We start from the raw sequence: 14,269 nt of genomic DNA, 5'->3' as shown, positions 1-14,269 counted from the left end.
GGCCACGGTGGTGCAGCGTTTCTCTGCCGGATCAGAGGTAAAGCTCTGAAAGGACACCGGCGCGGTTTCGGTCATGCCATAGCAGATCGTTACCTCCTGCATATGCATGTCGCGGTTGACCCGCCGCATGATCTCGATCGGGCACGGCGCCCCCGCCATGATCCCGGTGCGCAAGGAGGACACATCGCGCGGGGTCTGGTCCAGCTCCTGCAGCATGGCGACAAACATCGTCGGCACACCGTAAAGCGCGGTCGCCCGCTCGGCGGCGGCGGCCTCCAGCACCGCGGCGGGTTCAAACGCCTCGCCGGGGAAGATCATCGCGGCCCCCTTGGACACCGCCCCCAGCACCCCCATCACCATGCCGAAACAATGGTACAGCGGCACCGGGATCAGCAGCCGGTCGGCCTCCGTCAGCTTGATCCGGCTGGTGACGAACCGGGCGTTGTTGACGATGTTGAAATGCGTCAGCGTCGCCCCCTTGGGCAGCCCGGTGGTGCCGGAGGTGAACTGGATGTTGATCGCCTCTTCCGGCGTCAGGTCCGCGCTGAGCGCGTCCAGCGCGGCGGCGTCCGCACCCGCGCCCATCCCCTGCACAGTGTCGAAAGAGAGCACACCGGGACCAGGATCCGCCGTCATCACCACGACATGGCGCAAGGCAGGCAGCCGCGCGGCCGCCAGCGGGCCGGGGGCGGCGTCAGCAAGCTCCGGCGCCAGTTCGCGGATCATGCCCAGGTAGTTGGAACTCTTGAAGCTTTCCGCCGCGATCAGCACCTTGCAGCCGGTCTTGTTCAGCGCATATTCCAGCTCCGCCAACCGGTAGGCCGGGTTGATCGTCACCAGAATGGCGCCGATCCGGGCGGTGGCGAACTGGGTCAGCACCCATTCGCAGCGGTTCGGCGACCAGATGCCGACCCGGTCGCCCTTGACGACCCCCAGCTCCAGCAGCCCCGCCGCCAGCTCATCCGCCTGCCGCGCCAGCTCCGCATAAGTCATCCGGAGGCCCGCCTCCGGGAACACCAGCGCCTCGCGGCTGCCATGCCGCTCCACCGCCTGCCGCAGCAGCGCCGGGATGGTGATATGCTGCAGCGGCGGCTCATTCGGCCCCGCACATGCGACAGGCCGTCAATCGGGGCGGTAAGATCAGGATGCAGGTCAGTCATGGCCGTCCTCTGCTGGATAAACGGACCGGGCCGCCGCGACGGCAGCCCGGGCATGGTTCAAACGCGATCAGCCGCGGGCGACGTTAATCACCTGCATCTGGGTGTATTCCGCCAGCCCCTCGACCGATTGCTCGACACCCAGGCCGGAGCCCTTGAAGCCGGCCATCGGGATATGCGGGCCGATGTTCAGCTGCTGGTTCACCCAGATGGTCCCGGATTCGATGCGCCCGGCGATCTCGGTTGCCTTGGCAGTATCGCCCGAATGCACCGACCCGCCCAGCCCGTAATCGGAGGCATTGGCCCGCGCGATCACATCGTCGATATCGTCAAAGCGGATCACCGGCAGCACCGGGCCGAACTGCTCCTCGTCGACGATCTTCTGGCCGTCGGTCACATCGCGCACGATGGTGGGGGGCACGAAATAGCCGGGGCCGTCCTTGGGCGTCCCGCCGGCAATGATCTTGCCGCAGGCGCGGGCGTCTTCCAGGAAGCCCTTGATCTTGTCGAACTGCGCCTTGTTCTGGATCGGGCCAATCGTCGTCCCCTGCTTCATGCCGTCATCGACCACCGCCTGTTCGGCCAGCGCCGCCAGCTCGGCGCAGAACGCCTCGTAAATGTCGCTATGCACATAGGCCCGTTTCACCGCCAGGCACACTTGCCCGGCATTCAGGAACGCCCCGCCATAGACCTTTTCCGCAGCCGCCTTCACATCCACATCCGGCAGCACGATGGCCGGGTCGTTGCCGCCCATCTCCAGCGTCACCCGCTTCATCGTGTCCGCGGCACTGGCCATGATCCGCTTGCCGGTCTCGGAGGAGCCGGTAAAGCCGATCTTGGCCACATCCGGATGCGCCGTCAGCTTGGGGCCAAGGTCATTGGCGTCGGTGATGATGTTCACAAGACCCGCCGGGAAGATCCGCGCGCAGATCTCGCCCAGCTTCAGCGCCGCCACCGGAGTGGTCGGCGCGGGCTTCAGCACGATGGCATTGCCCGCCATCAGCGCAGGCCCGATCTTCCAGCAGCACAAGAGCAGCGGAAAGTTCCAGGCGATGATGCCCGCCACCACGCCCAAGGGCTTGTGCCGGGTCTCGATCCGGAACTCCGCATCGTCCTGGATCACCCGGTCCGGCAGCTCCAGCGTCGCAGTATGCGCCAGGTATCCTTGCGACCAGGCCACTTCGCCCTGCGCCTCGGGCAGCGGTTTGCCCTGCTCCAGGGTGATCAGCCGCGCCAGCTCATCCGCCTCCTCGCCGATGGCGGCGGCCAGCGCCTCGACCTTGGCGCGCCGTTCGGCCATCGGGGTTTCCGCCCAAGCTTTCTGCGCTGCCTTGGCAGCGGCCACCGCCGCGTTCATCTGTGCTTCAGAGGCATGCGGCACGCGGGCGAACACCTCCTCCGTTGCCGGGTTGATCACCTCGATCATGCGCTCCGCCGAAACCTGTTCGCCGTTGATCAGCATGCCATAATCCATTGCCGTTCTCCCTGTTTATCCGTCAGCCGGGTTTGATCGCAAAAGACAACCACGCCCCGGCGGAGGGGTCTTGGGCACCGGTGCCAAAGAGTTTGCGTCCTGCGCCAAAAATCCGCCCAGACTGCAGGTGCTTAGGAACCGGCGCGGCGAGCAGCCAAACTGCTGACGGAAGGTGCGGTTGAAGTGGGAGATATCGCCAAACCCCGCGCCATAGGCGATCTGGGCAATCGGCACCCGCGCGCCCTGCCGCGCCGCATGGCGCAGCTTGCCCGCCACCGCGGCCAGCCGGGCGCGGGTCAGGCACTCGGTGAAGGTGGTGCCGTTCTCCTGAAACTCCCGCTGCAACTGGCGCCGCGACAGCCCGGTGCGCGCGGCCAGCCTGTCCACCGTCAGCCCCGGATCGCCGCTCAGCAGCTCCAGCGTCTCGCGCACCAGCCGGAACCGGTGCCTGCGGCTGCCAAGGCTGCCCGCCCCCGGACGCGCGCCGGCGGCAAAGGCCAGCGGCACCAGGTCAAAGATATAGCCCGCGCTGTCCTCCCCGCCGGTCCCCTCCAGCAGCCCGCACAGGCTGGCGTGCAGCGGATGCGGCGGCGCGATCTTGCAGCCCGCCGCGGGCATCTCCCGGCGCCTCTCCAGCACCAGCGCCCGCGGCAGATGCGCCGACCGGAACGCGGCAGGCCGGCCGCTGACGCGCAGCTCTGCCGCGCGGGTGGAATCGAGCAGCAGCAACTCCCCCGGCTGCAGCAGCGTCTCGCGGCCCGCGTGCTGGATGCCGGTCTCGCCCTCCAGCTGGTGCAGCAGAAAGAAATGCTCCTGATCATCGCGCAGGATGCCCTTGCGGGTGCGCTCGATCCGGGCCGGCGGGCAGCGGATCTCGGCCACATCCACACCGCTGCGCCGCCGCAGGCCGAACGATCCCGCCCACACCCCGGCCTCCCGCTCCGGCGTCGCATAGTAATGGCCGCAATTGGCCCGCAGGGTGCTGTTCCAACTGTCAAAGCAGATCATGCGGCGTGCGCCCCCCCTGCCCCGATGCGCTCGCGGCCGGTGAAGGCCGGGGTTTGCAGCATCGCCTCTATCCCGTCTTCGAGGCTGGCCCGGGCCAGCAGCCCGGTGAAATGCGCCGCCGCCAGGCTGGCGCCGCGCACCGGCGCGCCGGGACTGCCCGGACAGGCGCCGAACCGCGCCCCCGGCAGGTCCAGCAGCGACCACTGGCCGGGCGTGCAGCGCGCATCGCCCTGCACCGGGAAAACCCCTGCGCAGCCCGCCGGATAAACCGGCGCGCCGCGCGCCGGGGCGGAGGCGACCAGCAGCTTGCCCGCCGCCAGCACCTCCGCCACCGCCTGCGCCAGCACCGGGCTGGCCTCCCCCTGGCCAAAGGAGCAGTGAACGATCGCCGCCTCCGACTCCGCGGCGCGGCGCAGCGCCTCCGCCACGGTGGCAAGCGAGGCGGCGAGCCGCCCCGGAAAGATGCTGAGCCCCAAAATGCGGGCCTCGGGGGCATTGGCCCGGATGGCGGCGGCCATGTGGCTGGCGTGCAGCGCCGCCGGGCTTTCGGCGGCCCGCGGGTGCAGCGCGCACAGGTCCATCCGGGCGGCAAGGCCGGGGGTTTCCGCGGCCAGCGGCCCGTCGATCAGCGCAATCAGCGGCGCGCGGGTCATGCCGCGGCCTCCGTCAGGGCGATCTCCATATCGAAATCCCCGCCCGCCGCCGCGCCGCCATGCGCCGTCAGGATGCGGGTCGCCTCGGGGAAGGCCGCGTCGATATGGGCCAGGATCCGGGCCGCAGTTGCGGGATCCACCTCCGACAGCGCCTCATCCAGGATCAGGATGTCAAAGGGGTGCAGCAGCGCCCGCAGCAGGCACAGCCGCTGCCGCTCGCCGCCCGACAGAGTCAGCCCGCTTTCGCCCAGCATGGTGTCGAGCCCCCCTGCCCCGCGGAACCGCTCCGCCAGGCCGAACAGCGCCAGCATCTCCCAGACCCGCGCTTCGGCCTCAGGCCTGGCCCAGAAGGCACGGCTCTGGAACAGGTTGTCGCGCAGGCTGGCGCGCAGGGTAAAGGGCCGCTGCCCGGCATAGGCCACCCGCTCCGGCAAACCTGCGCCGCCCAGCAGGCTCAGGTCGGCACCGCCCAGGGTCACACGCCCGGCCAGGGGCCGCGCCCGCCCGCACAGCACCGCCAGCAGGGAGGTCTTGCCCGCGCCGCTGGCCCCCCGCAGCGCCACCCTGGCGCCTTCGGGAATGGTCAGGGTCAGCGGCCCCAGCGGCGCCGCCGCCCCGCGGGAAACGGTCACGCCCTGCAGCCGCAAGGCAAACCCGGCAGGCGCAAACCCGGCCGCCCGGGCGGGGCCATCCGCCTGCATCACCGCATCCAGCCGCGCCGCCGCAACCTTGACCCGCGCCTGCGCGTGCCACAGGCCCAGCAGCGACTGCATCGGCCCGGTCATGAACCCCATATAGGCGATGAAGGCGATCAGCGACCCCAGCGGCCACTCGCCCCGGATCACCATCAGCCCGCCCGCCAGAAAAATCGCCGAGCGGGTCAGCGCCGACAGCAGCACCGGCACCGCACGGGTGAACTCGCCCCACAGGTTCTGCGCGATCAGCCTCTGGCTCAGCCCGGCATGATCCCGCAGGCTGCGCCGCTCAGCCCATGCCGTTCCGCGGGCGGCCTGCAGCGCGGGCAGGCCGAACAGCGTCTCCGACAGCCCCGCCGCATACAGCCCCTGCCTCTCGCGCACCATTGCCGCGTGGCGCTCTGTCCGGGGCCGCGCCCAGATCAGAAAGGCCAGCTCCGCAGGCGCCAGCAGCGCCGTCAGCAGCCCCAGCCGCCAGTCCAGCACCATCAGCATGGCCGAGCCGCCCAGCAGCCGGATCAGCGCCGAGGAGCCGCCCAGCACCGCGTTAAAGGCAAACTTCTGCACCTCCGCCGCGTCGCCATCCACCCGCGCCAGCAGCTCACCCGCGCGCTGGCTGGCAAACCACCCGGCAGGCTTGGCGGCCAGCCGCGACAGCAGCCGCTGCCGCATCCGCGCCAGCATCCGGACCGAGGCGCGCATATGCAGGATATTGCTCAGCGCGCCGGTGCCGGTGGCCAGCAGGCCGATTCCGAACAAAGCCAGCGACCAGATCACCAGCTGCGCCGCATCCCCCGCCATCAGCCCGCGGTCGATCACCAGCTTGCTGATATAGGGCGGCAGCAGGCCCAGGGCCGCGGCGGCAAAGCTGATCAGCAGCAGCACCGCCAGCCGCCGCCGGTGCGGCCGCAACAGCGGCAGCAGCCAGGCCGCGGTGGCGGCGGTAAAAAGCGCCGCGCCCGCCCGCGAAGGCAGGCGCGGCCAGGCCCGGGCAGCGGCAGCACCGCCCGGCTGGGGGGAGAGTTTGGCAGCAGGCCCGCTCATCCCTGCGGCACGACATGCAGGGTGGAGACAGACATATCCCCGCCCGAGGGTATGCGGATCTCGCCCACCCGCTCCAGCGTTTCGCTGTCATAGATGCCGATGTCATCATTGGTGCCCGCGACATAGACCTCAGTCCCGTCGCTCGAGACATTGATGACGTAATAGGTGTGCGGCAGGTCCACCCGCTTCACCAGCTCCTTGGTCTCCAGATTGTGCTTGGACAGCTGCGTATAGACGCCATAGAGGTGCTTGGGATCCACCGCACTGCGCACCGCCGAGAACATCAGCACCTCGAAGGAGGCGAAATCGGCGATCTCGGTTTCCCCGGTGGTGAGGTCAACAGACTGATACCCCCAGACAAAATCCGCCATCTCCTGCTGGGTTTCGTCGGTGAACACCGCCGCGGTGTACATCAGCAGCATCTCGTCGTTCTGGCTGCCGGTGGGCCAGAACGCCAGCACATCCGGCGGGCTGTAGGTGGGGCGGTCCCAGCTGGCATTGGCAATCGCCACCTCGGTCGCGCCGTTGGAGGGGTCCACCCGGTAGATCTCGTGCCCTGCGACATAGACCTGACCGTTTCGGTCGCTCGCCATCAGGGTGGACCGGCGCGGCGCCTCAAAGGTGGCGGACGGCTTGGCCTCCAGCCCGGCGCCCGCGTCATAGACGGCAAACTCCGGCTGCATCACCTCGTAGCGGTCGGTCTTCTTGCGCACCGGATTGCGCACCGTGTAGATCTGGCTGCCGTCCTTGGACACCGCCAGCGAGGCCAGCGAGCGGCGGGTCACATCGCCCTCGGACTGGGCCGCGTGAAACACCTTCTCGCAGGTTTCGATATCGACACCCACAACGTCCTGCCAGTGGTTCAGCAGCACATAGGCGATGCGGTTGTCCGGCGACATCGCAATGACGCCAGGCGTCACATTCGCCCCCAGATCACAGTCCGCTTTGACCGAGCGGTCCTGAGCGTCAAAAACATAGAGGTTCGAGGGCCGGGCCACCGTCACCAGAAGGTCGCCGGCGGCCAGCGGCAGAGCTGTGGCGCAGAGCGCGGCAGCAGCAAAAAGCGCGGATTTCATGATGCGGGTCTCCTCAGGTTTCGGCATCGGTGGGATAGGTGGCGCCAAGCGCGCGCCAGTCCTTGGCGGCATTGGGCGCGCCCTCGTCCCAGTTCGGGTGGTTGACCATGATGTCGGGCACCTGCGCGGGCCACCAGCAGGGGTCGGAGCAGCCGTAAAGATCCGCCTCCATCGGCTGGCACAGCGCGGCCAGCCCGCCAAAGGGGTCGACCTCCCAGCCCGGGTCGAATGTGGTGGCGCAGCCTGCAGTCACGGTCTGCATCGCGCGGACCTCTTCCATCTGGCCCTGGGCCGCGGCCTGCTGAACGCGTTCGGCTTTCTGATTGAGCGGTTTCATTTTCCAAACGCCCTCCTCGGCGCAACATGTTGGTGAAAATACTGCGGCGCCTGGGCGATCAGCCGGGCATAGGCGGCCACGCCAAAGTCGATCCAGTCGCGCATCAGGTCGCAGTAGTGATAGGTCGGCATCATCGGGTCGCTGAAATGGGCATAGCTCTCGTGATAGCAGCCGCCCGCGCACAGGTTGCGGATCCGGCAGGTGGCGCAGCCCTTCTCGGTGCGGTCGGAGCGCGCCTTGATGAAGCCCGACAGCTCCTGGCGCTTGATGCCCTCGTCGACGGTGCCGAACTGGTCCATTTCCGATCCGGTGAACCGGTGGCAGAGGTTCAGCGCGCCATCGTGATTGACCGCCAGCATCCCCACCCCGGCCCCGCAGGGCAGCGCCTTGGAGCGCCCCTCGTAGAGGTCATTCATCATCTGATGCATGTTGGAAAAGCCGATGTTGCGGCCCTCCAGCGCCGCCTCGACATAGAGGCGGCCCAGGGATTTCATCCCCTCGAACACCTCCAGCAGCTCGGCTCCGTTGAGGTTGAAGGCATCCATGTCGCCCGAGGTCACCGGCGAGAACCCGACCTCGGCAAAGCCGATATCGTTGATCAGGTGGTCCCAGATCTCCACGATATTGGTGATCCCCGCCGTCAGGGTGACTCGGGCGCCCACCGGCTTGGATCTGTACCGCGACAGCAGCAGCCGCGCCTTGGCGGCCACCGTGTCATAGGTGCCCTTGCCGCCCACCGTCTTGCGGTTCAGATCGTGCTGCGCCTTGGGCCCGTCGATCGAAACCGTCAGGCCAAAGCGATGTTCGTCCAGCCAGTCGATCACCGGCTCTGTCAGCAGCGTCGCATTGGTCGTCAGGCTGAAGTTCACCGCCTTGCCAAGCGCTTCAAAATGCGGCTCGGCCCAGTCCACCACCTGCCGGATCAGGGGCAGGTTCGACAACGGCTCGCCGCCGAAGAACACGATGTTGTAGCTGTCCCGGTCCGGGTTTTCCGCCAGCAGCATCTCCGCCGACTTCCGCGCCGTGTCAAAGGCCATTTTCTGGCCCTTCGACGGCACCGCCAGATCTTCCTTGTAGCAGTAGGAACAGGCCAGGTTGCAGCCGGTGTTGACGTTCAGAACGATGGTGGTCAGCGGGAAGGTCTCGATCTCGATCGGCGGCCGTTCCGGCTGCAGCGGCCGGCCGTCGTTGACGATATCCAGCCGCACCAGCCCGTCGAGCCGCGCCGCCGCATCCTTGGCCGCAAACCGCGCCTCGAACTCGTCCATCGAGAACGCCTGCGCCTGCGCCGCATAATCGAGGATATCGCGGTCCACCCCGTCCATCTCGAAGATCGAGGTGGTGGGGACGTGGAACAGAACCTCGCGCCCTTCGACCGCAACCCGGTGCGCATTGGCCGGCTGATAGTGAAAGTCTTTCATGGTCTCTCCCCCTGTCTCAGCGGATCGGCGGGTCGATGAAGCGCTGCACGGTGACAATCAGCATCGCCTCCGCCTGCTGGCCCATCGCCTCCGCCTGCACTGTCAGCTCGCCCGCATTGTTAGCGCTAAACGGGCGGTCCGGGTTGGGCCCGGCAACCGCCGGCGCAAAGATGCCGTTTGCCTGCATTTCGCCTGCAAATTCAGTGTCTTTCATGTGGGCTGCGTGCTCATGCGCGTTGGCCACGGTCCATTGCGCCTCAACCCTTCCGACGCGCACGTCGTCCTCGGTCCCGGCCTCGCCGTCAGGCCCGTTCCACATGCCAACCGCGTTGAAATAGGCAGGCACCGCTGCCGGGCCTTCCTCGCTGCCGCCGCCGACGCGGGCGATGGTGAACTCAGGCTCCACCTTCAGGCTGTCGAGCGAGGTGTAATGGGCGATCTGTCCCTCTGCCCCGCCCGCGCTGAAGGTCACAACGCCATTGCCCTCGGCCGCCAGCGTCAGCGCCGCGCCAAAGCTGTTTGGCTCTGCCTCACCGCTGGAGCTGTCCAGCCCGTCCAGCCCGGTGCCAACCACCTGCACCTGCGCCTCCCCCGCCGGAACGGCAGAGGGAACCGTGCCCAGGATGACGCTGCCAGCCCCCTCACGCACACCGCTCAGCGGCGCGCCCAGGGCATCGTTGCTGCGGTCGAACTGGCGGCCCATCAGGCTGTTGCCATCCTCCGACAGCGCCAGCACCTGGCGGTAGGCGGTGCCGCCAATGTCCAGATTGGCGCGCCATTCATAGCCGGTATAAAGGTTCATCTGCCCCGACGCCGGATGCGCGGTGCCGTTCGCCGTCACAAACTCGCCGCTGACCTGATAGGGCGAGGCATCGCCGCTGACCGTCAGCTTGCCGTAGGCTTCGCCGATGCCGGGCAGGTCGGTCATCACCACCCAATCGCCTGCCACCGGCTGCTTCTCCGCCGCCTGCCAGTCCGTCCAGGCCGCGGTCTCCAGCGGGTTCTGCTCCGCCAGGTAGCCTGCGATCTCGGTCCGGGCGATCTTGTACCACTCCCGGTCGCGGCCAAGCGCCTGATATTCGATGGTGGGGAAATGGCCGACATGGAAGTCCATGTGCAGTTCCCACTCCTCCGCGGTGCGGTTTTGCAGCAGCCCCCGCGCGCCGGTGTGGCAGCGCGCGCACATCGAGGCAAACGGTTCGTCAAAGCTCTCCTGCGCGTTCGGGTCCTTCTCCAGCGCATAGCGGAACGGCGCGGCCTCGGACGGCGCCAGGCCCTGGGTGTCCGCCAGATGCTGCACAATGGCGCGGCGGTCCTCTGCGCTGATCTCCAGCCCGTGCGCCTGCTGCATCCGGACCAGGGTCATCATCCAGCCCTCGGGCGTCTTGCGCTGTCCGCTGATCCGGCTCAGCCCGCCCTCCTCTGCCGTGTGGCAGGTGGAGCAGGTGTTTTTCAGCAGCTCCTCGCTGGCCAGCGCCGGCACCGCGCCCGCCGCTGATATCAGAAGTGCAGCCGTCAGGCCGCGGGGTCGTAGTTGCATGGATCAGTCTCCCTGTTTGCAGTGTCCCAGGGGATCTGCGCCCCCTCGGTGAAGCCTTGTGACAAAAGCCATTGATGGATCGCCCGCGCCGCCTGCGGCGGGGCCTCGGGCAGAAGTGCGCTGTGAAAGCGGTCTGCGTCCGGCAGCGGCTGGCCGTTCAGGCGGCGCAGCAGCGGCACGATCTCCTGCCCGGCGGCAAATGCCGCGCCGCCCGGGGCATCGCGGGTGATCAGCACCTCGCGCCGGGCCAGATACCCGTCCTGCACCACAACCCGTCTGGCCACATGCGGGCGGATATCCGTGTCATGCGCCGGCGCCTCGTCCGGCCAGGCGGCGCGCTGCTGCCAGAACGGCGTCTGAAACCCCGCCTCGCGGTAGAAGTCCCGCCCTACCCGCGCCTGCCTCCAGAACGTCTCTGCCACCCGGTTGCGGTAGAACGCGCGGGCCAGATCCGCCTGCCCCGCCAGCAGCGCCCGCGCCATCGGCACCGCCATCAGCGCCGAGGACACCGCCCAGAACATCCCGTGCCCCGACAACGGGTCCAGCGCCACCGCCGCATCGCCCAGCCGCGGGCAGCGCGGATCCAGATCCGGCGCCGCCAGCCGCGGCGCAATCGCATGGACAACTGGATGGCGGGGCAGCGGGGTCTCTGCCAGCACGCTCTCCCACAGCGCCGCCACCGCCGTCTTGCCGCGTGCCTGCCCCAGCGAAGACGCAGCGCCCACCGCCTGCAGCCACAGCCGGTCCCGGTCCACCGGCACCGACCAGACCCAGCCGCCGGGCCGCGCCTCGATCCGTGGTGTCTCCATATCTCCCGCCTGCGGCGGCACAAATCCGGCAACCGAAATCGTGTCCGGCCCGGCCAGCTCTGTCCGCTCCAGCTCCGCCGGCTGACGCGGCGCGCGGCGGCCGCGGGCCTCAAACAGCAGCCGGGCGGACAGGCATGTGCCATCAGCCAGCCGGATTTCACCCGCCTCCGGCCGCACGCTGGACACCGATCCATAGATAACGCTGACACCCTCGGCCCGCGCCGCCTCCAGCAGCCCGGCGTCAAAGGCGGTGCGGTCTGCCGGATGCTCGCTGTTCTGCCCGCCCTGAAACCCGCCCCAGCTGACATGGCGCTGCGCCGCCGGGCCGATCCCGGCCAGCGGCAGCCGGTGCCGCGCCAGAATCGCGGCGACGCGGGCGGACATCCCCTCATACCGCGGCCCGCGCGGCGGCAGGGTGGCCAGCGCCACGCGGAAGCCGGCCCGCGCCAGCAGGACCGCCGCCACCGACCCGGAAGGGCCGCCGCCTGCGATCGCGATATCAAAGGTGCCAATTTGAGGTGCCATTTAGCCAACGTGCCGCGAAGGCCGCCGCTTGTGGCGGACACTTCCGGACAACAACCCGACATTTCCGGACAGAATCAGCAGCGCCGGCCCGGACTGCGGCATTTTTTCTCGAAGAGCGGATTTTTGCGGTATTCTGGCGCAATCCTGAGGAACTGCGCGATGCCACACAACTATCAGCCCCGGATTTCCGCCTCCACTTTGAATGACCCGCTGCGGGCCGTTGAGTTCATGAACGGCGATGCCGCGACGATTTCCCGCAACGCCGGAATCGGGCCGCGGGACCTGGAGGGCGAGATCAGTCTGAAGAAATTCGTCGACTTCTGCGAGCATGCTTCCGAACAGCTTGGCCTGCCGGATTTCGGCTGGCGGGTCGGCTCGGTCTTCAACCTGCAAAACCTTGGCACGCTTGGGGAATATATCATGCAGGCGCCGACGCTTGGGGCCGCGCTGGCGCTGTTCCGCAATGCCTTTCCGATGGTGCAAAGCGATTCGGAACTGCGGCTGACGGTCCGCGGAGACACCGCGCGGCTGACCTACCGGATTCTCGACACCAGCATCTGGCCGCGGCAGCAGGATGCCGAACTGACTCTGTCGGTGTTCCACAGCCTGATTCGCTCTGCCACCGGCCCGGACTGGCGGCCCGACCTGCTGTCGCTGGAGCACGAATCAAGCGCCCTGCACAGCCGCAGCAGCGCCGGGCCGCGTTGCCCGGTGCAGTATTCCGCCAGCTCGAACACGCTGGTGTTTTCCGCCGGTCTGCTGGATCTGCCGCTGGCGGACAGCGAAAACCCGGCCTTCAAGACCGCCTCGCAGTCGATTGTCCGCACTGCCCGGCAAAGCGAGCGGGCGGCGCCGGTTACGGTGCGGGTGCGCCGGGAGCTGCTGATGCGGATCGGGCGGGAAAGCTTTGAGCAGACCGCCATCGCCGCGGCCCTGGGCATGTCGCGCCGCACCCTGCGGCGGCGGCTGGAGGATGAGGGGCAGAAGTTCTCCCGGCTGCTGGCGGGCTGCCGGATGGAGATTGCCAAGCGCATGCTGCTGGCCCCGGGCGCGCAGCTGCATGACATCTCGGAGCGGCTGGGCTATTCGGAAGTTTCCGCGTTTGAGCGCGCCTTCCGCCAGCGCGAGGGCGCAACCCCCAGCCAGTTCCGCAAGCAATGCTGCGCAGAAGGGGCCGGAGAGTGTGCGGCCAGCGCGGGGTCCGCTGCGAACTGACGGCCTGCCGCGGCAGAAAACAGCAGTGCGCTGGTCCGTGACGGCGGCGGCTTCGCAGCGAAACCTGCCGGGGGTCTTCGGAATGCGGCACGCCGGGATTGCACAGGAGGTTTCGCAGCGAAACCTCCCCCGGTGAAACCCGCAACCAGCGCGCCGGCCCTTGCGCGCAAAACAAAACCCCCGGCCAAAGGCCGGGGGTTTTGCTGCGAAACCGGGCTGCCGTTCCCTGCCCGCTCAGCCGTTTTCCAGCAGATGGCGCACGTTGTCCATCACCGCATCGACCAGTTCCGCCGTCACCTCCGAGCCGGAAAAGCGGATGGCATAACCGCTTGGCCCAAGCTCCCGTTCGATGGTGATGCCGCGGGCCACCCGGGTCTTGCGGGCGCGTTCGATCTTCTGCACGGCTTTGGGGCGGCCGCCGCGGCTGGGATCCTGCGGCGCGCCTTCGGCCTGGTCGATGAGCGGCAGCATGGCGTCCCATTCCTCTGCCGCCGAGCGCCCGCCGGCCTGTTCCAGCGCGGTGCGGAGATCTTCGGCGAGACCCGCGCGCAAGGCGCCCGCAAGCCGCAGGCACTGGCGTTCGTTGAGGCCGGTGGCGTAGGCCAGCATGTCGCCCAGCTCCTCGTGGATCAGGGCAAAGGAGCGGATCTTGGAGCGCTTGGCCTTGGAGGCGTTCTGGAACAGCACCGCCACCGCCTCGTCGACGGTGGCGAACACGCCGTCATGCACCGCAGACGCCGCGGCGCGGCCGCGTTCATACTGGCTGAGGCCTGCGCGGACCTCGTTCTCCTCGATCATCGCGACCATCGCTTCGGCGATGCTGCCGGGAGCGCGGATGAAGGCGGGGATGGTCTGGAACCGCTGGCCGCCGCTCAGCGCGTTGAGGCGGCGGTAGGCGGTCAGGCGGCGGTAGCCGGAGACCAGCGCGTATTTGCCCGCGTCCTCGTGGTTTGCCGGCTCGAACACCTCAATCGGCAGCCGCAGGCCGTTGACCGAGATGGAGCTCATCAGCTCCTGCATCTCGTCCTCGTCCATCACGATCCGGTCGCGGTTCAGCGCCTCGGCGGTGATGCCGGTGATCGGCAGCTCCACCGCCACCAGGCCCTTTTCCTCCGCCGCGCGCAGCCGTTCGGCGTCAGCCCGGTCGCGGGCTGCGGCCTCGCGCCCGGCCTGGGGCAGGGGGTCGGCATGGCGGGCGGCATCGGCCACCACATCGGCAATCGGCGGCCGCAGCCCGGGGCCGCGGGCCAGATCCCGGTCGATGCCTGCCTCAATCTCCTTCAGCGCCTCGGGCGAGGGGGTTTCAAGCTGTCTG

Annotated in this window: 11 protein-coding genes and 1 pseudogene; 1 reads left to right on the top strand and 11 read right to left on the bottom strand. The window is 68.5% G+C overall.

Annotation, left to right across the window (positions count from 1 at the left end):
• The 10 genes and pseudogenes from R2C4_RS20390 to qhpG form a co-directional block, all read right to left on the bottom strand.
• A pseudogene (locus R2C4_RS20390) lies at positions 1-1,160 on the bottom strand (AMP-binding protein); the annotation flags it as partial.
• Positions 1,161-1,227: 67 nt separating this feature from the next.
• The gene (locus tag R2C4_RS20385) at positions 1,228-2,631 is read right to left on the bottom strand and encodes an aldehyde dehydrogenase family protein (protein WP_141892160.1); all 1,404 of its coding nucleotides are present in this window, start codon (positions 2,629-2,631) and stop codon (positions 1,228-1,230) included.
• A 15-nt stretch (positions 2,632-2,646) separates the two neighbouring features.
• Positions 2,647-3,639 carry a helix-turn-helix domain-containing protein gene (locus R2C4_RS20380; RefSeq protein WP_141892159.1) on the bottom strand — a complete coding sequence of 331 codons (993 nt, stop codon included), beginning with the start codon at positions 3,637-3,639 and terminating at the stop codon, positions 2,647-2,649.
• The gene (gene qhpE / locus R2C4_RS20375; RefSeq protein WP_141892158.1) at positions 3,636-4,292 is read right to left on the bottom strand and encodes a subtilisin-like serine protease QhpE; all 657 of its coding nucleotides are present in this window, start codon (positions 4,290-4,292) and stop codon (positions 3,636-3,638) included. Before qhpE ends, R2C4_RS20380 begins: the two co-directional genes overlap by 4 nt.
• Positions 4,289-6,031: an ABC transporter ATP-binding protein gene (locus R2C4_RS20370; protein ID WP_141892157.1), complete on the bottom strand. Its 1,743-nt coding sequence runs from the start codon at positions 6,029-6,031 to the stop codon at positions 4,289-4,291. Before R2C4_RS20370 ends, qhpE begins: the two co-directional genes overlap by 4 nt.
• The gene (gene peaD, locus R2C4_RS20365) at positions 6,028-7,107 is read right to left on the bottom strand and encodes a quinohemoprotein amine dehydrogenase subunit beta (RefSeq protein ID WP_141892156.1); all 1,080 of its coding nucleotides are present in this window, start codon (positions 7,105-7,107) and stop codon (positions 6,028-6,030) included. The genes R2C4_RS20370 and peaD overlap by 4 nt, the downstream gene beginning before the upstream one ends.
• Positions 7,108-7,120: 13 nt before the next feature.
• Positions 7,121-7,444, bottom strand: coding sequence for a quinohemoprotein amine dehydrogenase subunit gamma (gene qhpC, locus R2C4_RS20360; RefSeq protein ID WP_008558561.1), 324 nt, complete (start codon positions 7,442-7,444; stop codon positions 7,121-7,123).
• Positions 7,441-8,865: a quinohemoprotein amine dehydrogenase maturation protein gene (gene peaB / locus R2C4_RS20355; protein WP_141892155.1), complete on the bottom strand. Its 1,425-nt coding sequence runs from the start codon at positions 8,863-8,865 to the stop codon at positions 7,441-7,443. Before peaB ends, qhpC begins: the two co-directional genes overlap by 4 nt.
• Positions 8,866-8,881: 16 nt before the next feature.
• Positions 8,882-10,405, bottom strand: coding sequence for a quinohemoprotein amine dehydrogenase subunit alpha (gene peaA / locus R2C4_RS20350; RefSeq protein WP_141892154.1), 1,524 nt, complete (start codon positions 10,403-10,405; stop codon positions 8,882-8,884).
• A complete protein-coding gene (gene qhpG, locus R2C4_RS20345; RefSeq protein ID WP_244940837.1) occupies positions 10,381-11,739 on the bottom strand; it encodes a flavin-dependent monooxygenase QhpG in 1,359 nt (452 codons plus the stop codon). The genes peaA and qhpG overlap by 25 nt, the downstream gene beginning before the upstream one ends.
• A gap of 159 nt (positions 11,740-11,898) precedes the next feature.
• Here qhpG and qhpR point away from each other — a divergent pair, with 159 nt between their 5' ends.
• Positions 11,899-12,954 carry an AraC-like transcriptional regulator QhpR gene (gene qhpR / locus R2C4_RS20340; RefSeq protein ID WP_141892153.1) on the top strand — a complete coding sequence of 352 codons (1,056 nt, stop codon included), beginning with the start codon at positions 11,899-11,901 and terminating at the stop codon, positions 12,952-12,954.
• Between the two features lie 234 nt (positions 12,955-13,188).
• Here the strand turns inward: qhpR and R2C4_RS20335 are convergent.
• Positions 13,189-14,269, bottom strand: a 1,081-nt coding sequence (locus R2C4_RS20335; RefSeq protein WP_141892152.1) for a ParB/RepB/Spo0J family partition protein, incomplete at its 5' end; no start/stop codon positions are given.

The sequence above is a fragment of the Leisingera aquaemixtae genome, assembly GCF_006740765.1.
GTDB lineage: Bacteria > Pseudomonadota > Alphaproteobacteria > Rhodobacterales > Rhodobacteraceae > Leisingera > Leisingera aquaemixtae.
The sequence above is the reverse complement of the archived record's forward strand: the minus strand, read 5'-3'. Positions and strand labels throughout refer to the sequence as shown.